The 20153-nt window shown below is 48.8% G+C and carries 20 protein-coding genes and 2 tRNA genes; 21 read left to right on the forward strand and 1 reads right to left on the reverse strand.

Features of this window, described 5'->3' with window-relative positions; genetic code table 11:
• The 21 genes from yabN to lysS all read left to right on the forward strand — a co-directional run bounded on the left by yabN (position 1) and on the right by lysS (position 19809).
• Positions 1–1416 carry a bifunctional methyltransferase/pyrophosphohydrolase YabN gene (yabN, locus tag KNO79_RS15105; RefSeq protein ID WP_214691686.1) on the forward strand — a complete coding sequence of 472 codons (1416 nt, stop codon included), beginning with the start codon at positions 1–3 and terminating at the stop codon, positions 1414–1416.
• On the forward strand, positions 1413–1685 hold the full coding sequence (locus tag KNO79_RS15110; protein ID WP_012727726.1) for an RNA-binding S4 domain-containing protein: 273 nt from the start codon (positions 1413–1415) through the stop codon (positions 1683–1685). The genes yabN and KNO79_RS15110 overlap by 4 nt, the downstream gene beginning before the upstream one ends.
• A 42-nt stretch (positions 1686–1727) precedes the next feature.
• Positions 1728–2102 (forward strand): FtsB family cell division protein, encoded by a 375-nt coding sequence (locus KNO79_RS15115; protein WP_012727725.1) that lies wholly within the window; start codon positions 1728–1730, stop codon positions 2100–2102.
• A 74-nt stretch (positions 2103–2176) separates the two neighbouring features.
• Positions 2177–2689: a S1 domain-containing RNA-binding protein gene (locus KNO79_RS15120; protein ID WP_012727724.1), complete on the forward strand. Its 513-nt coding sequence runs from the start codon at positions 2177–2179 to the stop codon at positions 2687–2689.
• A 202-nt stretch (positions 2690–2891) separates the two neighbouring features.
• Positions 2892–5504 carry a YhgE/Pip domain-containing protein gene (locus KNO79_RS15125; protein ID WP_214691688.1) on the forward strand — a complete coding sequence of 871 codons (2613 nt, stop codon included), beginning with the start codon at positions 2892–2894 and terminating at the stop codon, positions 5502–5504.
• 142 nt (positions 5505–5646) lie between these two features.
• Positions 5647–5723: transfer RNA gene (locus tag KNO79_RS15130), tRNA-Met, on the forward strand.
• Positions 5724–5732: 9 nt separating this feature from the next.
• Positions 5733–5804: transfer RNA gene (locus KNO79_RS15135), tRNA-Glu, on the forward strand.
• A 68-nt stretch (positions 5805–5872) separates the two neighbouring features.
• Positions 5873–7099 carry a tRNA lysidine(34) synthetase TilS gene (tilS, locus tag KNO79_RS15140; RefSeq protein ID WP_214691689.1) on the forward strand — a complete coding sequence of 409 codons (1227 nt, stop codon included), beginning with the start codon at positions 5873–5875 and terminating at the stop codon, positions 7097–7099.
• A 35-nt stretch (positions 7100–7134) separates the two neighbouring features.
• Positions 7135–7680 (forward strand): hypoxanthine phosphoribosyltransferase, encoded by a 546-nt coding sequence (hpt, locus tag KNO79_RS15145; RefSeq protein WP_012727721.1) that lies wholly within the window; start codon positions 7135–7137, stop codon positions 7678–7680.
• Positions 7681–7785: 105 nt separating this feature from the next.
• Positions 7786–9810, forward strand: a complete 2025-nt coding sequence (gene ftsH, locus KNO79_RS15150) for an ATP-dependent zinc metalloprotease FtsH (RefSeq protein ID WP_012727720.1) — start codon at positions 7786–7788, stop codon at positions 9808–9810.
• Positions 9811–9903: 93 nt separating this feature from the next.
• A complete protein-coding gene (locus KNO79_RS15155) occupies positions 9904–10668 on the forward strand; it encodes a type III pantothenate kinase (RefSeq protein WP_074035307.1) in 765 nt (254 codons plus the stop codon).
• A gap of 19 nt (positions 10669–10687) precedes the next feature.
• Positions 10688–11617: an Hsp33 family molecular chaperone HslO gene (hslO, locus tag KNO79_RS15160; RefSeq protein ID WP_159563166.1), complete on the forward strand. Its 930-nt coding sequence runs from the start codon at positions 10688–10690 to the stop codon at positions 11615–11617.
• A gap of 84 nt (positions 11618–11701) precedes the next feature.
• Positions 11702–12655 carry a cysteine synthase A gene (cysK, locus tag KNO79_RS15165; RefSeq protein ID WP_012727717.1) on the forward strand — a complete coding sequence of 318 codons (954 nt, stop codon included), beginning with the start codon at positions 11702–11704 and terminating at the stop codon, positions 12653–12655.
• A gap of 94 nt (positions 12656–12749) precedes the next feature.
• Complete coding sequence (locus KNO79_RS15170) at positions 12750–14129, forward strand: anthranilate synthase component I family protein (RefSeq protein WP_074035316.1); 1380 nt, start codon at positions 12750–12752, stop codon at positions 14127–14129.
• On the forward strand, positions 14126–14710 hold the full coding sequence (gene pabA, locus KNO79_RS15175; RefSeq protein WP_214691690.1) for an aminodeoxychorismate/anthranilate synthase component II: 585 nt from the start codon (positions 14126–14128) through the stop codon (positions 14708–14710). Before KNO79_RS15170 ends, pabA begins: the two co-directional genes overlap by 4 nt.
• Positions 14694–15512, forward strand: a complete 819-nt coding sequence (locus KNO79_RS15180) for an aminotransferase class IV (RefSeq protein ID WP_214691691.1) — start codon at positions 14694–14696, stop codon at positions 15510–15512. The genes pabA and KNO79_RS15180 overlap by 17 nt, the downstream gene beginning before the upstream one ends.
• Before the next feature lie 11 nt (positions 15513–15523).
• Positions 15524–16309, forward strand: coding sequence for a dihydropteroate synthase (gene folP / locus KNO79_RS15185; protein ID WP_214691692.1), 786 nt, complete (start codon positions 15524–15526; stop codon positions 16307–16309).
• On the forward strand, positions 16302–16667 hold the full coding sequence (folB, locus tag KNO79_RS15190) for a dihydroneopterin aldolase (protein ID WP_159563162.1): 366 nt from the start codon (positions 16302–16304) through the stop codon (positions 16665–16667). The genes folP and folB overlap by 8 nt, the downstream gene beginning before the upstream one ends.
• Positions 16664–17161, forward strand: a complete 498-nt coding sequence (gene folK / locus KNO79_RS15195; RefSeq protein ID WP_159563161.1) for a 2-amino-4-hydroxy-6-hydroxymethyldihydropteridine diphosphokinase — start codon at positions 16664–16666, stop codon at positions 17159–17161. Before folB ends, folK begins: the two co-directional genes overlap by 4 nt.
• 70 nt (positions 17162–17231) lie before the next feature.
• Positions 17232–18170, forward strand: a complete 939-nt coding sequence (dusB, locus tag KNO79_RS15200) for a tRNA dihydrouridine synthase DusB (RefSeq protein ID WP_230872777.1) — start codon at positions 17232–17234, stop codon at positions 18168–18170.
• A gap of 148 nt (positions 18171–18318) precedes the next feature.
• Positions 18319–19809, forward strand: coding sequence for a lysine--tRNA ligase (lysS, locus tag KNO79_RS15205; protein ID WP_214691694.1), 1491 nt, complete (start codon positions 18319–18321; stop codon positions 19807–19809).
• A gap of 143 nt (positions 19810–19952) precedes the next feature.
• Here lysS and KNO79_RS15210 read toward each other — a convergent pair.
• A partial coding sequence (locus KNO79_RS15210; RefSeq protein WP_214691696.1) for a hypothetical protein occupies positions 19953–20153 on the reverse strand: 201 nt, incomplete at its 5' end.

The raw sequence follows: 20153 nt of genomic DNA on the forward strand, positions 1-20153 counted from the left end.
ATGGGTTATACAATCACGGTGGTCGGACTCGGGTCTGGTGAGTTGAATCAATTGCCGCTCGGTGTGTACCGCCATTTAAAACAACAACCGCTCGTCTGGTTGCGCACAAAAGAACATCCTGTCGTTCAAGAGTTAGAAGCGGAAGGACTCGTGTTCGAATCATTTGATTCGGTCTATGAATCGAGTGATACGTTTGAAGAAGTTTATGACCAAATTGTCGAGACGTTGTTGAGTAAAAGTGAAGAAATGGCGATCACATACGCCGTACCGGGCCACCCGTTCGTAGCGGAACGGACCGTCGAACTATTGGTGGAACGCGGTGCCGACCTTCATGTACTCGGTGGTCAAAGTTTCCTCGATGCCATGTTCCAGGCGCTCCGGATCGACCCAATCAATGGATTTCAACTGCTCGATGCGACCGCACTCGACCTTGAACGTTTACAGGTGACCCAACATGTGCTTATCGGGCAAGTGTACGATGGATTCGTGGCGGGTGACGTCAAAGTGCAATTGATGGAACGGTATCCGGACGACCATCCCGTCACCCTTGTGACGGCTGCCGGTACGACGCAAGAACGGATTGAGCACATTCCGTTATTCGAAATGGACCGGATGGCGGAAGTGAATAACTTGACGACCCTCTACGTTCCACCGCTCGTGGATGAATCGTATTTGGCGAAGGATTTTGCGACACTCAAACAAATCATCGCAACGCTTCGAGGACCAGACGGGTGCCCGTGGGATCGTAAACAGACGCATGCGTCACTTCGCAAGTACCTATTAGAAGAGGCGTATGAGTTGATTGAAGCAATCAATGCAGAAGACGATGATGCCATCATCGAAGAACTCGGTGACGTCTTGCTCCAAGTGATGTTGCATGCTCAAATCGGAGAAGATGAGGGCTATTTCGATATTCGTGACGTAATCGGTTCCATCAGTGAGAAGATGGTGCGCCGCCATCCACACGTCTTTGGCGATGTCACCGTCGAAGATGCCTCTGACGTGGTGAAAAACTGGAATGCGATTAAACAGACGGAAAAAGGGGAAAAGAAACAATCGCAACTCGATGGTGTTCTCGTCGACCAACCTTCATTGATGCGAGCGGAGCAACTTCAAAAGAAAGCGGCTCACGTCGGATTTGAGTGGGATGACGTATCCGGTGCCTTCGAAAAACTGGAAGAAGAGTTAAAAGAATGGCATGAAGACCTAAGTGATGAATCGGAACTTGGGGACGTATTGTTCTCCATCGTGAACATCGCGCGATACGTTGGGCTGAATGCCGAGCAAGCATTAGAACAGACGAACCGAAAGTTCAAACGTCGATTCGAGTATGTGGAAGCGAACGGTGACCTTCACCAGATGACACTCGAACAGATGGATGCGCTTTGGAACGAGGCAAAGGAGAAAGGTTTATGAGACTAGATAAGTTTTTAAAAGTGTCACGTCTAATCAAGCGTCGCACGTTGGCAAAAGAAGTGGCGGACCAAGGACGAATCCAACTGAATGGGCAAGTCGCGAAGGCGAGCACAGAAGTCAAAGTCGGAGATGAGTTACAAATTCGCTTCGGAAATAAACTCGTCACGGTCGTCATCGATTCAATCGCAGAACATGCACGTAAAGAAGATGCGAAAGAAATGTATCGTTTACTTAAAGAAGAGAAGATGGACGGTAGTATCAACTCATAAAAAAAAGTATACTTAATGTATTAAGAGGAGGGGGATGAGGCGATGAACGGACGTAATCCGATGGATCGACAACGACGCATTCGAGCGCTAGATGAGCGTAGAGAACAGCTAGAAAAAGATACACATCGCCGACGAGTTCATCTTCGACGTCGTTTGGCGGCAGCCTCTCTCCTGTTTTTATTTGTCATGGTGTTGATTGGACAGAGTTACTTCTCGAAAGTAGGGTACGTATCGGACCAGCAACAAGCCTACGCACAAGCAAAAGTGGAGTTGCGTGAACAGCAGGCCGAACAGGATGAGTTGAAAGAGCAAGTGGAACGGTTACAGGATGAAGATTATATCGCGAACTTAGCACGAAACGAACTGCTTTTCTCTAAAGATGGAGAGATTATTTTCTACTTCTCGCCAGAGGAATAAGTCGGTTCGTTGACCGTTAGGGAAACGACTCGTATAATTAGAAAGAATCAATCAAAAAAGGAGTACATTATTTTATGTCAATTGAAGTAGGAAGCAAGGTACAAGGTAAGGTTACAGGGATTACGCATTTCGGAGCGTTCGTCGAGCTCCCAAATGGCAAGACAGGATTAGTACACATCAGTGAAGTGGCAGACTCTTACGTCAAAGACATTAACGAAGTGTTGACAGTCGGTCAAGAAGTCACGGTAAAAGTGTTGAACGTCGAAAATGATGGGAAAATCGGGTTGTCCATCAAGAAAGCAGTCGACCGTCCTGTAAGCGAACGTCCTGAGCGTCCTGAGCGTCCAGCTGGTGAGCGTTTCTCTCGTGGCCCACGTCCAGGTGGCCCAGGTCAAGGTGGTCCACGCGGTGGCGGCGGTCCACGCGGTGGCGGCCCACGTGGTGGCGGTCGTCGTGAACAACGTCGTGAACCAGAAACATTTGATACATTGATGAGTAAGTTCTTGAAAGATAGCGACGAGCGTCTTTCGACGTTGAAACGTCAAACAGACTCAAAACGCGGTGGACGCGGAGCCAAGCGCGGGTAATCCTTCGTATACCAATTAGCTTCTACTCGTAACCATAGAGGTCTTGTAATGAGACGAGCCATGAACATTTTCGTTCATGGCTTTTTTTCTGTTTAAAAAAATTATAAAAAATAACTAAAAGAGTTGCTTTTTTTCGAGGAAGGGAGCAAAATAGGGAACATGAAAAAATAGTTATGTTTTATAAGTGAAGGTGGAGAGAAAAATGAATGGATGGAAACTGTGGACGGCGGAGTGGCGAAGTATCTTCAAGAACCCACGTGTGTTGGTTCCGATTCTTGCGGTCGCACTCGTACCGTTAATGTACGCCGGTATGTTCTTATGGGCTTTTTGGGATCCGTATGGACAGATGAAAGATTTGCCGGTCGCCATCGTCAATGAAGACAAAGGGGCAACGTTTGAAGGGGAGTCGCTTGCAATTGGAGATGACCTCATTGATAAGCTGCTGGATTCGGAGGCGTTCGAGTTCGTCGAAACGACGAAGAAAGAAGCGGAATCTGGACTGAAAGACCATGACTACTACATGGCGATCGAGATTCCAGAAAACTTTTCAGAAAAAGCGACGACTGCTTTAGATGAACATCCGGAGCAACTCGAACTGAAGTATATCGCAAATGAATCGTATAACTTCTTAGCCGCACAAATTGGTGGTTCCGCGATGGAACAAGTCAAAGCGGAACTGTCGACCGAAGTCTCGAAACAGTATGTCAGTGCGTTGAAAGACGGATTGAATGATGTGGCAGACGGACTTGGTGAGGCCGCAGATGGTGCAGCGACACTTGCGGACGGCTCAACGTCAGCAAAAGACGGTGCCGTCAAGTTGGCGGACGGGACGAAGCTTCTCGCTTCGAAACAACGTGAGCTCGCGGATGGAGCAAGCCAATTAAACGATGGGATGACTCAGTTGGCCGATGGTTCATCAGAACTCGCGGATGGGACGAAGCTTCTCGCTTCGAAACAACGGGAACTGGCGAATGGAGCAAGTCAATTACGTGATGGTGTTTCGCAATTGGCCGATGGCTCATCTGCACTCGCGGATGGCAGTCAACAAGTATACGAGGGCTCAGCCTCACTTTCGGACGGGGTCCATCGTGTCAGCGAGGGCGCTTCTGCCTTACAAGGCGGGACGAGCCAACTCGTTGACGGAACAGGAGCGTTCGCATCTAAACTAGATGAGCTGCACACAGGTGCGAAGACGTTGAACCAAGGTGTTCAAGACCTTACTGCCGGCATCGAGCGCTCGAAAGAGGGGGCATCTGCATTACAGGATGGTGCCACAAAACTCTCAGGAGCGTTGACTCAGGCGAAGGACGGAAACGCGGCACTTGTTGCGGGTCAAACAGACGTGGTCAATGGAATCGGACAAATGAAGTCTGAATTGACTGCGAAACAAGATGAGTTGATTGGACAATTGACAGCGCTCGCTGAGTCGGGTCAATCGGCATCACCTGAAATGCTTCAAGCCATTGCGGCACAACTGAGCGAAGGGAAGCAAGAGACGGCGGCCGGGTTTGATCAACTATCCGCTGGCGCGACAAAAGTGAAAGAAGGACAGGTCGCACTTGGCGCAGGTCTTGATCAGGCAGGTACAGGTGCAGACAAACTATCGACTGGACTTTCTGAATTGAGTACCGGTCAAACGAAATTGGCCGAAGGTGCGAACGCATTGGCAAGTGGTTCAAGTCAAATCGAGCAAGGTACACAAACGGCGGCCGATCGTTCCCAAGAACTTGTGTCAGCGAGTGCGAAGCTCAATCAAGGCGCGACACAACTTCAAGATGGGACAACTGAGCTCGCCGCTGGAAGTGACAAGCTTGTAGACGCGACTGGACAGTTGTCTGAGGGTAGCGAAAAGCTTGCGGATGGAGCGAAGAGCGCAAGCACCGGTACGAATGAATTGGTGAATGGTGCGAATCAATTAGCGGACGGTGGTCAAAAGCTGCAGTCAGGAAGCCGTGAACTGGCCGAAGGTGCGAAGGGTGCCGGAGCCGGAACGAGCAAGCTAACGGATGGCGCGAATCAGCTCGCGAATGGTGGACAAGAACTTTCAGACGGTAGCGGTGAACTCGCTGACGGAATGAAAGAGCTCGCATCAGGTAGCGATGAACTTCGTGACGCCTTGGTAAAAGGTGCGAAAGACGCAGACATCGGTCTAACAGATGACAACGTCGAGATGATGGCCGGTCCAGTGTCGCTCGTCGACAACTCGATTCACGAGGTGCCAAACTACGGTACTGGATTTGCTCCGTACTTTATGTCACTCGGACTTTTCGTTGGGGCACTCCTTCTCTCGATCGTTTATCCATTATACGATCCAGCAGGGCGCCCGAAACGTAGTCTATCGTGGGTATTGTCGAAATCTGGTGTCCTCATGGTCGTCGGATTCTTGCAAGCCTTGATTCTCGATGTGGCTATGGTGCAACTGCTCGGTCTTGAAGTGAGCGAACCATTGAAATTCTTCGGTTTCAGCTGGTTGACGAGCATCACGTTCCTCTTTATCGTACAGTTGCTCGTGACAACACTCGGAAACCCTGGACGTTTCGTGGCGATCGTCTTGTTGATTTTACAATTGACGACGTCAGCCGGGACGTTCCCGCTTGAATTGATTCCAAGAGCATTGCAACCATTCAATGCCTTGCTTCCAATGACGTATACGGTTGCCGGATATAAAGAAATTCTATCGGCAGATGGTGCGCAGTACTTGCAGACGGCGACAACCTATTTAGTGTTTGTGGCTGCCGGATGTTTTGCATTACTATGGGCGTACTTCCGGATCGCATGGAAGAAAAAATATCGTCAAGTCGCATCAGAAGCATGATGTAAATACGATACAAAATCGTGTATAGTGGGGAAGACGACACTATACACGATTTTTTTCTTAAAAAAATATAAAAAAAGAATTGACACTCGAATGGTGACTGGTTATTATAGAAAATGTGCTTAGGACACAACAATAACATGGCGGTGTAGCTCAGCTGGCTAGAGCGTACGGTTCATACCCGTGAGGTCGTGGGTTCGACTCCCTCCGCCGCTACCATTTTATTTAGGCCCGTTGGTCAAGCGGTTAAGACACCGCCCTTTCACGGCGGTAACACGGGTTCGAATCCCGTACGGGTCACTTAACCTAAGCGTAAAGAAGCCATCTCAATCGAGATGGCTTCTTTTGTTATATCAAGGAGGGAATTCATGAAAAAGGTACTCGTCGCTGTGTCGGGTGGAGTCGATTCCATTGTCTTATTGGACCGTCTCGTCAAGCAAGGATGGGATGTGGCGGTGGCGCACGTCCATCACGGTTTACGAGAAGCATCAGATGAAGAGTACACGTTCGTCGCACACGTAGCGGCATCCTACCAAGTCGCGTTTCATGGGACGCGTCTCCATTTTCAAGAAGGAGCATCACAGGCTCATTACCGTAAGGCCCGCTACCGCTTTTTTGAAGACGTCATGAATGAACATGGATACGATACACTGGCCACGGCTCATCATGCGGATGATGTGTTGGAGACGGTTCTCATTCAACTTCACCGAAACGTAATCGAAGTGAAAGGAATTCCCGAGAGAAGAACGTTCGGGCGTGGGACGTTGATCCGTCCTTTATTAAGAGAAACAAAGGTGCAACTCATCGAGTATGCTCGGAAAAACGAACTTGCCTGGAGGGAAGATGCCACCAATCAGGAAGTGACCTATTTACGGAATCGGATCCGTCACGAAATCATCCCGAGGCTGAAACAACTGTGGCCGACAGTCGTTGACGATGTATACGATACGGCGAAACAGGCATACGCTGAATGGGACATGCGTTACCAGTCATGTGGGCGATGGATTGAAGAAAATGTGGATCTTGAAATGAAAGCGTTTCATGTGAAACTTGATGAGTTTAATCGCTTATCCTCACTTGAGCGGTATACGGTCGCTCGCTTGCTGTCCCGTCGCTATGGGGTAGAGGTCGGTGAGGCGGTCGAAAAGTTAAGCATGAGTCAAAAGGACACCGGAACCTATCACCTGTCAGGTGAGTGGTTCATGATGAAGCAGAAGAGGGTACTTAATCTTGTACAACGTTCGACAGAAGCATCACTTCACCCCGTTCAGGTCGAGTCGTTACCGGCCGTCGTTCAATTTGGAAAGCGTACGGTTTCGTTGTCCATCGAAGAAGGACGAGAAGGTATTCCGCTAAAGGAAATCACTTATCCGCTGACAATTCGTTCGCTCGCACCTGGAGATCGAATGCAGTTGAACGTGGGGACAAAAAAAGTATCCCGCATCCTAATCGATGAAAAGGTTGAGCGAACCATTCGACCGACGCTCCCGTTGCTTGAGGACGCCTCGGGACGAATTCTCGCGATTGTTGGGGTAAGAGTTTCAGAATTTCTAGACAAGTCGGATGCGATTTGCCTACGATTAATGGTAAAATGATGATTGTGTCGAAACAGAAAGAGGAGGATTTCAAGATGTCATTAATGAACGATATGGAGAAAATTTTAATCTCACGTGAAGAGATTCAAGAAAAGGTGAAAGAACTCGCTGGAACATTGAGCGAAGACTATAAAGAAGAGTTCCCGCTTCTCGTATGTGTATTGAAAGGCGCGATGCCATTCATGTCGGACCTCGTCAAAGAAATGGATATCCATTTAGAGATGGATTTCATGGACGTGTCGACGTATCATGGAGGAACTTCTTCGACAGGTGAAGTGAAAATCGAGAAAGATTTAAATACATCTGTAGAAGGACGCGACATCTTGATTGTAGAAGATATTATTGATAGTGGATTGACGCTTGGTTACCTCGTCGATCTTCTTAAATACCGTAAAGCGAAGTCTGTGAAGATTGTCACGCTTCTCGATAAGCCGACTGGCCGTAAAAATGGTTTATCAGCAGACTATAGTGGTTTCGTGATTCCACACGAATTCGTTGTCGGCTACGGTCTTGATTATGAAGAGAAATATCGTAACCTTCCTTATGTCGGTGTGCTCAAACCGAGCGTTTACGGGGGCTAACGTTTTTCTTTTGAAAATGTGACGTGGTAAGATAAAGGAAATCCCCAAAGTATAGGCATATACTGAATGGGCGAGAACATCGTTTCTCGGAATAGGAGGCAGAGAATGAATCGTGCAGTGAAAAACACATTGGTTTTTGGTGTGATTTTCCTAGCCTTGATCTTGTTCCTTCAATATTTGCAGAATCCGAATAGTCAGAGTGAAACGCTCTCGTATTCGAAATTCCTAGAATATGTGGAAGATGATCGGATTGAGACGGCAACCGTACAAGAAATCCCGGGGGCTATCTCGATTACAGGCGATCTTACAGGAGATGAAGACCAACGTTATGAAACAAACATTCCAGCGAACGAAGCGGAATATGCGGATGTATTAACGCAGCTTCGAGCGAATACGGATATTCAAATCGAGGAGGCTGAATCCAACAGTAGCTGGTTCAGCATCGTCTTCGCGATTTTACCATTCATTATCATCTTCATCTTGTTCTTCTTCTTGTTGAACCAAGCGCAAGGTGGTGGCGGTGGTGGTCGTGTGATGAACTTCGGGAAATCGAAGGCGAAACTATACGACCAAGAGAAACGTCGCGTCACATTCAAAGATGTGGCTGGGGCGGACGAAGAGAAGCAAGAACTCATCGAAGTCGTTGAATTCTTGAAAGATCCTCGCAAATTCTCGAAACTCGGCGCACGTATTCCAAAAGGGGTCTTACTCGTAGGTCCTCCAGGGACAGGTAAAACACTCTTGGCTCGTGCGGTAGCCGGTGAAGCCGGTGTTCCGTTCTTCTCGATCTCAGGTTCGGACTTCGTTGAGATGTTTGTCGGGGTCGGGGCGTCACGTGTTCGTGACTTGTTCGAAAACGCGAAAAAGAATGCGCCATGTATCATCTTCATCGATGAAATTGATGCGGTCGGTCGCCAGCGTGGTGCCGGTCTCGGTGGTGGACACGATGAGCGTGAACAAACACTGAACCAACTTCTTGTTGAGATGGATGGATTCAGTGATAACGAAGGAATCATCATGGTTGCGGCGACAAACCGTCCAGATATCCTTGACCCGGCCCTCCTTCGTCCAGGTCGTTTTGACCGTCAAATTACGGTCGATCGTCCGGATGTCAAAGGGCGCGAAGAAGTATTGAAAGTCCATGCACGTAACAAGCCACTCGATTCGACGGTGGACTTGAAGTCGATTGCACAACGTACGCCTGGTTTCTCTGGGGCAGACTTAGAGAACCTCTTGAACGAAGCGGCACTCGTTGCGGCACGTTCGAACCGTACAGCTGTTTCAGTTGTCGATGTGGAAGAAGCGATTGACCGTGTTATCGCAGGTCCTTCGAAGAAGAGTCGCATCATCTCTGAAAAAGAGCGCAACATTGTTGCATATCACGAAGCAGGTCACACAATCATCGGTCTCGAGCTTGAGAATGCGGATGAAGTACACAAAGTGACAATCGTTCCACGCGGAAACGCGGGCGGATATGTCGTCATGCTTCCGAAAGAAGATCGTTACTTCATGACAAAACCTGAACTCGAAGACAAGATTGTCGGTCTTCTTGGTGGTCGCGTCGCCGAAGATGTCATCTTTGGAGAAGTGTCGACCGGAGCGAGCAATGACTTCCAGCGCGCTACTGGTATCGCACGTAAGATGGTCATGGATTACGGGATGAGCGATAAACTCGGACCGCTCCAGCTCGGTTCAAACCATGGCGGACAAGTCTTCCTTGGTCGCGATTTCCAGACCGAGCAGAACTACTCGGATGCGATTGCGCAAGAAATCGATTTGGAGATTCGAGACATCATCAATCGCTGTTACGCGAAAGCGAAGCAGATTTTGACAGATCGTCGCGAAGATCTCGAACTCGTTGCAAAGACGCTGCTTGATGTCGAGACGCTCGACTCGAAACAGATTCGTCATTTGATCAAGACACGCGAGTATCTTCCGCATGAGCCGGAAGAGGACGTGGATGGATCGACGGATGCGGATGACGCAGCGAAGAAAGATGATGCAGCCGTTCAACACGGTCAAGTCGTCGATCAACCTGAAGTTGTCCAAGACAGCCAGCCGGATGTCGTACCTGAAGGCGATAAGCCAGAAGCGACACCGACAGAACGTCCGAATAACGAATCACGTTAATGAAAAAGACGAATGCCCTTGACGAGGCATTCGTCTTTTTTCGTGTTATAATTCGAGCGAACTGCAATTGACAACAAAGTGAGGAACTATATCATGATTTTAGTGATTGATGTTGGAAATACAAATATTGTTCTCGGGATGTACGATGGAGATCATCTCGTACACCATTGGCGCATCTCAACGGATCGTACAAAAACGACCGACGAGTACGGCATGCTGGTGAAATCGCTATTCGATCATTCGAACGTCTCGTTCGACCAGGTCGAGGGAGTGATCTTATCTTCTGTCGTACCTCCTGTTATTTTCCCACTTGAACAAATGTCGCAACGATACTTCAATGTACGTCCAATCGTTGTGGGACCAGGTGTGAAGACAGGGTTGGACATTCACGTCGAGAATCCTCGCGAAGTCGGGGCCGACCGAATCGTTAACGCGGTGGCTGGAATCGCCAAGTATGACGGTCCGCTCATAATTGTTGATTTTGGAACGGCAACCACGTATTGTTACATCGATGAGAAACGTCGTTACCATGGCGGAATCATCTCACCAGGTATCATGATCTCAGTGGAGGCACTCTATCAGCGTGCCGCGAAACTACCTCGGATTGAATTGGCGACCCCGCCGACAGTCATCGGGAAGAACACGATTCAAGCGATGCAATCGGGGACATATTATGGATATGTGGCCCAAGTGGACGGTATCGTGAACCGGATGAAGCGTGAAGTCGGTGAAGCGACTGTCATTGCAACGGGAGGGCTGGCGCGATTGATCAGTGAACATGCAGAGACAATCGACCATGTGGATTCGTTCCTGACACTCGAAGGCCTCCGTCTCATTTACGAGCGCAATCAAAAGTAAACTAAAGGAGTTAAATCATATGATTCATACAGAACAACAAGCATTACTCGACCAGATGAAGGATGACTATCTCGTTCGTGCCCTCGGTTTTAACGGAGAGGTTCGTGCCTTTGCCGCACGCACGACAAAAACGGTATATGAGACGCAACTTCGTCATCAAACGACACCAGTTGCTTCAGCTGCCCTCGGACGGACGATGACGATCGGCTCGATGATTGGAGCGATGCAAAAAGGTGCAGCGCGTGTCACGCTTAAAGTAGAAGGTGATGGTCCAATCGGGAAAATCATCGTGGACGCGGATACAGCGGGAGATGTTCGTGGATATGTGTCGTACCCGCGTGTCGATGGCGGTACATTCGTCAACGAACAAGGGTTGACGAAATTGAAAGTCGGCGAAGCCGTCGGAAAAGGAACCATTTCTGTCATTAAAGACTTAGGATTGAAAGACTATGTCGGCGGTTCTTCAGAGATTCAAACGGGCGAAATCAGTGAAGACTTCACGTACTACTTCGCCACATCTGAGCAAGTACCGTCAGTCGTCGGGGCGGGTGTCCTCGTCTTACCGGAAGATGAATCGATTCTTGCTGCAGGTGGAATCATCGTCCAGTTGCTCCCGAACGCTTCTGAAGAGACGGTACAAGCGCTCGAAAAAGCACTTCAGACGTTCCCGCCCGTATCGGTTTTGATTGGTGAAGAAAAAACGCCAGAAGAAATGCTTCAATTACTCCTTGGCGATAGCCTCGATGTCCTCGACACGAACCCGATTCAGTTCAACTGCACATGCAGCCGTGAACGAATGGAAAGCGCCATTATCGGTCTCGGAAAAGAAGAGATTCGTCAGATGATTGAAGAAGATGGCGGAGCTGAAGCCGTATGCCATTTCTGTGGCGAAAAGTATCATTTCTCAGCGGAACAGTTAGAGACGATGAAAGTACAGGCACAGGCGTAGGCAACGTTCCAAATTGCATATTTTCAATTCGATAGGGTATGATAACAATATCGGAATAGTCGGAATTATGAAGGAGGAAATGCAATGCGTATCGTAAACTCAGTAACAGACTTGATTGGAAAGACTCCGATTGTGAAATTGAACGGAATGACTGGACCAGAGGATGCCAACGTGTATCTGAAGCTCGAATATATGAACCCGGGATCAAGCGTCAAAGACCGGATCGCCCTCGCCATGATCGAAGCGGCTGAAAAAGACGGCATCTTGAAGCCAGGTGATACAATCATCGAGCCAACTAGCGGAAACACGGGCATCGGTCTCGCGATGGTCAGTGCCGCAAAAGGATATAAAGCCATTCTAGTCATGCCTGAAACGATGAGCATGGAACGCCGAAACCTCCTTCGTGGATACGGGGCCGAATTAATTTTGACACCAGGACCTGAAGGGATGGGTGGAGCGATTCGTCGCGCTACTGAAGAAGCAGAGAAACATGGCTACTTCCTCCCGCAACAATTCAATAATGCAGCTAACCCGAACGTCCATGAAATGACGACGGGACCTGAGATTGTAGAGGCGTTTGAAGAATCAGGACTTTCAGTCGACGCTTTGATTGCCGGAGTCGGGACGGGCGGTACCATCACCGGCGCAGGTAAAGTCGTGAAGGCGAAGTACCCGGACGTAAAAATTCTCGCCGTTGAACCGGTCGATTCACCTGTCTTATCAGGCGGGAAACCGGGACCTCATAAGATTCAAGGGATTGGGGCTGGATTCGTTCCATCCATCCTCGACACGGAGATTTATGAAGGGGTTCTTCAAATCACGACAGAGCAAGCGTTCGAATATGCTCGTCAGGCGGCACGTACGAACGGTGTCCTCGGTGGTATCTCTTCAGGAGCTGCCATTGCGGCAGCGCTTGATACAGCGAAACGCCTTGGTAAAGGGAAAAATGTATTGGCGATTATCCCCTCAAACGGTGAACGTTACTTGAGCACGCCGCTCTATCAGTTTGATGAAGAGTCAAACGAGAGTCGCGTATAACATTTCAGGCAGTAATCGAGAGACATTCTCTTTCGATTGCTGCCTTTTCTTGTGTACAATAAAAGGCATGAATGAATAGACGGAGGAATGACATGTGAGATCGACTGCGTTCAGAACAAAGCGGATGACGAAAGAGAAGGTGTATGAGGCATACATGACGTTGACGGCGGATCAACCGTATCATGCATGGTTAGAGAGTGGGAGAGCGGGACGGTATACGATTGCGGGAATCGAGCCGTTCGGTCGCTTTCATGTAAAAGACGGTGTCGGACTCTTGCAAGTGGGAGATACGACAGAAACGCTATACGGAAAGCCGCTTGAGCTCGTCAGTGAGGTACGGAAGCGATTTGAGGCCGAGCGTCCGGAAGGGGCTCCTCCTTTCTTTGGTGGCATGATCGGGTATGTCAGTTATGATGTGGCCCGGACGATTGAACGTCTCCCTCAGCAAGCGGAGGATGATTTGTCGACACCAGACGTCTCGTTTCTTCTATTTGACGAGGTGGCGGTGTTCGATGAAGTGGATTCGACCCTGTACTTGATGGTGACGGCGGAGGAAGGTGCAGAACGTAAGGCGGACCGATTGGCGGCCATGTGGAACGTCGAGTCGCATTACGCGTTCAAGCCGACAGGGCAGTCACCGATAGAACGATCGCGCTCCATGTCCCAGGAAGAGTTTGTTGAAGCGGTCAAACGGATTCAGTCCTATATCGTAGAAGGGGATGTGTTCCAAGTGAACTTGAGCGTTCGTCAGTCCGAACCGCTTCTCGCTGACCCGCGTCGAGTATATGATACGTTGCGTCAAATGAATCCATCTCCTTATATGGGCTATTTCGTGGATGACGCTTTAACGATGGTCTCCGCTTCACCAGAGCTGTTGCTTGAAAAACACGGAACCGACATTTCGACACGCCCGATCGCGGGTACGCGTCCACGTGGCAAAGATGATGTGGAAGACTTGGAGTTGGCGAACACATTGCTTGAAAACGAGAAAGAGCGGGCCGAACACGTCATGCTCGTCGATCTTGAACGGAACGACCTCGGCAAGGTGGCGGCATATGGCAGCGTTCATGTTGATGAGTTGATGGTGATTGAGAAGTACTCACACGTACAACATATCGTATCGAACGTACGAGGTTCGATTCGGGATGAAGTATCAGGAGCCGAAGCACTGGCAGCGATGTTCCCAGGCGGTACCATTACCGGCGCACCGAAAATTCGGACGATGGAAATCATCGAAGAACTCGAACCAGTTCGCCGGGGACTCTACACTGGCTCATATGGTTGGTTAAGTTGGGATGACGACCTCGTCTTCAATATCACGATTCGGACGATGGTCGTAAAAGACGGAATCGCATACGTTCAAGCGGGAGCAGGTATTGTGATCGATTCGGATCCGGTCTCGGAATATGAAGAATCCCTGTCCAAAGCGAAGGCGCTATGGGCGGCGAAACACATGACGGAGGAAACGACATGATTGTATTAATCGACAACTATGACTCATTTACGTATAACTTGGTGCAATATTTCGGTGAACTCGGTCAAGAACTAGTCGTGTATCGAAACGATGAAGTCACGATTCAAGAGATTGAGGCGCTTGCCCCGAGTTATCTTGTCATTTCGCCGGGACCTTGCACTCCGAATGAGGCGGGAATTAGCGTTGAGGCAATCCAAGCGTTTGCGGGGCGTATCCCGATTTTAGGGGTTTGCCTCGGACATCAGGCGATTGCGCAAGCGTTTGGTGGAGAAGTCGTCCATGCTGAGCGGCTCATGCATGGAAAAACGTCGAAGATTCAACATGACGGAAAATCGATTTTCAAGAAGATTCCGCAACAGTCGGTCGTGACCCGTTATCATTCGTTGACCGTGGAGCGTTCGTCTCTACCAGAATGTCTAGTGGTCACTGCCGAGACGGAGACTGGAGAAATCATGGCACTTCGTCACCGAACGCTTCCGATCGAAGGGGTGCAATATCACCCTGAAGCGATTTTGACTGAGCACGGGATGGAAATGATTCGAAACTTTATCGAGGAGTATCGTCATGTGGTATTGGCATAACGGAGAGTTAGTCGAACGAGAGAAGGTGTTGATTCCGGTTGAAGATCACGGCTTCTTGTATGGAATGGGCTTGTTTGAGACGTTCCGTACATATGAATTCGTTCCTTTCCTGTTCGATGCCCACTGGGAGCGCTTGATGAAGAGTCTCGATGAGCTGTGGATCGATTTTCCATACACGAAGGAAGAAATCGGGACGGCGATTCAGCAACTGTGCCGTCAAAACGATGCACCCGACCTTTATATCCGCTTGAACGTGTCGGCAGGAGTTGCGCCCCTCGGTCTCTACGCGGGTCGTTATGAGACACCGAACGTCACCATGATCGTCAAACCGCTATCCTCAGAAGTTGTACCACAGGAGAAACGGGTCGAACCGATCCCGTTTCCGAGAAGTCGTCCTGAAGCGGCTTTTCGATTAAAGTCACATCATTATATGAACAATATCCTTGGAAAACGGACCTTACAAGACCAAGGCGCTGAAGGACTATTTGCGGACGAACATGGACATGTGGTGGAAGGGCTCGTGTCGAACATCTTTTGGGTCGGTCCAGATGATATGTTATACACGACTCCGCTATCGAGCGGAGCACTCGCAGGTGTGACACGACAATGGGTGATGAAACATCTCTCTGTAATCGAACAACCCGTGACATTTGAAGAATTGACTGCAGCGAAAGAGATTTGGATGACGAATTCAATCCAACAAGTCGCTCCGGTGACGCATTATGGAAATCTGAGATACCCCGGTAAAGACGGGGTACGATTTAACGAAGTGTGGGCGAAACTCGTTCGCTCAATTGATTAGGAGGCGGAAGCATGACGAAGGTCATGGGTATTTTAAATGTGACCCCGGACTCGTTTTCGGATGGGGGACGGTATACGGCAATCGAGGAGGCTGTACGACATGCGAAACAACTCGTACAAGAAGGTGCCGATGCGATTGATGTCGGTGGAGAATCAACGAGACCTGGCGCGGTACTTGTTTCCGAAGAAGAAGAGATTGAACGTGTCGTCCCGATCATCCGTCGACTGACAAAAGAAATCGATGTTCCGATTTCGATTGATACGTATAAGCCGATGGTGGCGAGAGCGGCAATCGAGGCCGGTGCGACGATTATCAATGACGTATGGGGTTCGAAATGGGGAGACCGCTCGATGGCACGTGTCGCTTTCGAATATGGAGTTTCAATCATTTTGATGCACAACCGAACAAATCGGGACTATCGTCATTTCATCGAAGATGTGGTCAGCGATCTACAGGAATCAATCGAGATTGCGCATGCAGCAGGCGTAAAGGATGAGCACATTTGGCTAGATCCGGGCATCGGATTTGCGAAAGACGTGACGCAAAACCTCGAACTCATGAATCATCTTGACGTGATCACACGTCTTGGGTATCCGGTTCTGCTCGGCACGTCGCGTAAGTCGTTTATCGGTCATACGCTCGATTTACCAACAGAGGAGCGTCTCGAAGGAACGATTGCGACAACGTGTCTCGGAATCATGAAAGGGTGCGATTGGGTGCGTGTGCACGACGTCAAAGCGAACGCCCGTGCGGCGAAGATGATGGATGCGATGATTGGAGGGGATAGACATGGATAAAATATTTGTGAACGGGATGCGTTTTTACGGTTATCATGGGGTGTTTGAAGAAGAAAACCGTCTCGGTCAACGGTTTCACGTGGATTTAATGTGTGAACTGGACCTCGCGCCTGCGGGACGTTCGGATGACTTAAACAATGGGGTCAGCTATGCCGGCTTGTATCAGTTGACGGAAGATATTGTGACGGGAGAACCGGTCAATTTGTTAGAAACACTCGGAGAACGCATCACGACAGCCGTGTTGGCGCATAGTGAGTTGATTCAACGTGTGACGGTTAAAGTAATTAAACCGGACCCACCCATCCCGGGACACTATGATTCAGTAGCAATCGAGATGACAAGGGGACGGACGTCATGATTTATATTGCATTAGGCGCCAATATCGGAGATCGGGCTAGACAGTTGTCTGCGGCAATCGATGAGATGGAGCGAACAGGTCTCCACGTCACGAAACAGTCGTCGGTCTATGAGACGGCTCCTGTCGGATATACAGAGCAACCTTCGTTTTTTAATATGGTGGTCGAAGTCGAGAGTCATCAATCCTCGGACGAACTGCTCAACACGCTTCAACAGATCGAACAACGATTAGGACGGGAACGTCTATTTAAGAACGGACCGCGTACCATCGACCTTGACATCCTCTTTTATAATGGGGAAGATATACAATCAGAACACTTAACGGTTCCGCATCCGCGCATGCAGGAACGTGCATTTGTTCTCGCCCCGTTAGCAGAGATCGCACCAGAACTCGTCGTTCGAGGACAAACGGTCGCCTCCTGGCTCGAAGGGCTACCGATGACGGACCGCCAAGATGTCGTCCGGTTACAGTTGCTTAGGAATTTGGTGAAATGAAGGATGTGTTGTCTTGACAGGCTTTAAGATTGGAAACATAGATATTAAAAACCGTGCAGTCCTCGCACCGATGGCTGGCGTGACCAACCCTGCTTTTCGTTTGATTGCAAAAGAGTTCGGAGCGGGACTCGTCTGTGCCGAAATGGTTAGCGATAAAGGCATCTTGCTCGAGAACGCTCGGACGATGCGTATGCTATACGTCGATGAACGAGAGAAACCGCTCAGTTTACAAATCTTTGGCGGTTCGAAAGATACACTCGTCAGAGCGGCACAGTACGTCGATCAAAACACCAATGCGGATATCATTGATATCAACATGGGTTGTCCCGTACCGAAAGTGACGAAGTGTGACGCAGGGGCGAAGTGGTTACTCGACCCGGATAAAGTGTATGAGATGGTGAATGCCGTCACGAATGTCGTCGAAAAACCGGTCACGGTGAAAATGCGACTCGGTTGGGATGACGAGCACATCTTTATTTTGGATAATGTTAAGGCGGCTCAGACGGGTGGAGCAGCAGCGATTGCCATTCATGGACGTACGCGTGCCCAACAATATGAAGGAACCGCGAATTGGGATTGGATTGGCGAGGCGAAGAAAGTAGCGACCGTCCCGATTATCGGAAACGGGGATATCGCGACCCCGCAGGATGCGAAACGTGTGATTGACCAATATGGTGTGGATGCCGTCATGATTGGACGCGCTGCACTCGGGAATCCGTGGATGCTCTATCAAACGGTCCAGTACCTCGAAACAGGGGAGCTCCCTCCGGAACCAGAGGCGCGTGAGAAAATCGATATCTGCATGCTTCATCTCGACCGGTTGAGTGCAATCAAAGGTGAGCTGACAGCCGTACGCGAAATGCGTCAACACGCGGCTTGGTATTTGAAAGGGTTGAAAGGCAGTGGTCCGATTCGCAAACAAATCAATGAAACGGAATCGCGCGAGGCGTTCGCGGCGGTCCTTTATGGATTTGTGGACCAACTCGAACGACAACTGTCAGAAGTGTGAACTAGTGAAAAGAACTAATTTATGGTAAGCTTGTTTGGCGAAAAAGTGCACCACAACGAATGAACGGCTTCGGCTGTGCTGTTGGCCATCGGGTCGACAGTTTTTTGTTAGAGAGAAACCCAATATGGATAGAGGAGTGAATGGAATAGTGAGCCACGAGTTAGAAATGAATGATCAAATGCAGGTTCGTTTTGAGAAGATGACCGATATGCGTGAGCGCGGTCTCGACCCGTTCGGTCACCGCTTTGATCGTTCTGCACACGCAGGTGAATTACATGAGCAGTATGAATCAATTGAAAAAGAGGCTTTGGCTGAACAAGATGTAGAAGTCACATTGGCTGGACGCATCATGACGAAACGTGGGAAAGGGAAGGTTTTCTTTGCCCACATTCAAGATGTGACAGGTCAAATTCAAATTTACGTTCGTAAAAATGATGTCGGGGATGAGCCGTTTGACTTATTCAAGTCTTCAGACCTCGGTGACATCGTCGGTGTAAAAGGGAAGCTCTTTAAAACGAACGTTGGTGAGCTTTCGATTCACGTGGAAGAGTTTGAATTATTGACGAAGGCGCTTCGGCCGCTTCCGGACAAATATCATGGATTAAAAGATGTGGAACAGCGCTATCGCCAACGCTATCTTGATTTGATTACAAACCAGGACTCGCGTCAGACATTCATTTTGCGTAGCCGCATCATTTCTGAGATTCGCAACTTCTTAAACCAAAAAGGATATTTAGAAGTGGAAACACCGATGTTACACACGATTGCGGGTGGAGCAGCGGCACGTCCGTTCTTAACGCATCATAATGCGTTAGATATGGAACTTTATATGCGTATTGCCATCGAACTTCACTTGAAACGCTTGATTGTTGGTGGACTCGAGCGCGTGTACGAAATCGGGCGTGTATTCCGTAACGAAGGGATTTCTACACGTCACAACCCTGAATTCACGATGATCGAATTGTATGAAGCCTATGCAGATTACAACGACATCATGGATTTGACGGAAGAATTGGTTGCGCACGTAGCGAAAGAAGTGCTCGGTACAACAGATGTGCAGTATGGTGAAGATACGATCCATCTTGGCATCGGTTGGAAACGTGCACATATGGTCGACCTTGTTAAAGAAGAGACAGGTGTAGACTTCTGGCAACAAATGTCCGATGAAGAAGCACGAGTACTTGCAAAAGAACACGGTGTAGAAGTACAAGATCATATGACGTTTGGTCATATCGTGAATGAATTCTTCGAGCAGAAAGTAGAAGAAACATTGCTTCAACCGACATTTGTCACAGGACATCCGGTTGAAGTATCACCATTGGCGAAGAAGAATGAAACAGATCCACGCTTCACGGATCGTTTCGAGCTATTCATTGTTCGTCGTGAACATGCGAATGCCTTCACGGAGTTGAATGACCCAATCGATCAACGTGAACGCTTTGAAGCACAGTTGCTTGAAAAAGAAGCGGGGAACGATGAGGCGCACGAACTCGATAACGATTTCCTTGAAGCGCTTGAATATGGTATGCCGCCAACGGGTGGGCTTGGAATCGGGATTGACCGTCTCGTCATGTTATTGACGAACGCGCCTTCAATCCGTGACGTTCTTCTTTTCCCAACGATGCGTCATCAACAATAATCAATTAAGTGGTCGGATCATACGTGAGTATGATTCGGCTTCTTTATTTTTGATAGCCTCGAAACGCATAGGTATGCCGTTAAACAGAAGGGATACTAAAGATATAAAACTTTTTTAAAAAAACTTTTACAAAACCCCTTGCGTTAATGAGAGGTGTACGGTAAAGTAATAAACGTTGCCGCTGATGGCAGCGGAAAAGAAATAAAAAAGTGGTTGACAACTGTGTCGATGACTTGTATTATTTTAAGAGTCGCCAAGAGCGGCAGACGAACTTTGAAAACTGAACGATGAGGCAAAAAAAGTTTTACAATTTTTGAATGAAGCGCAAGCTTCGTCAATTTAAG

It is taken from the genome of Exiguobacterium sp. s43, from assembly GCF_018617255.1.
GTDB lineage: Bacteria > Bacillota > Bacilli > Exiguobacteriales > Exiguobacteriaceae > Exiguobacterium > Exiguobacterium profundum.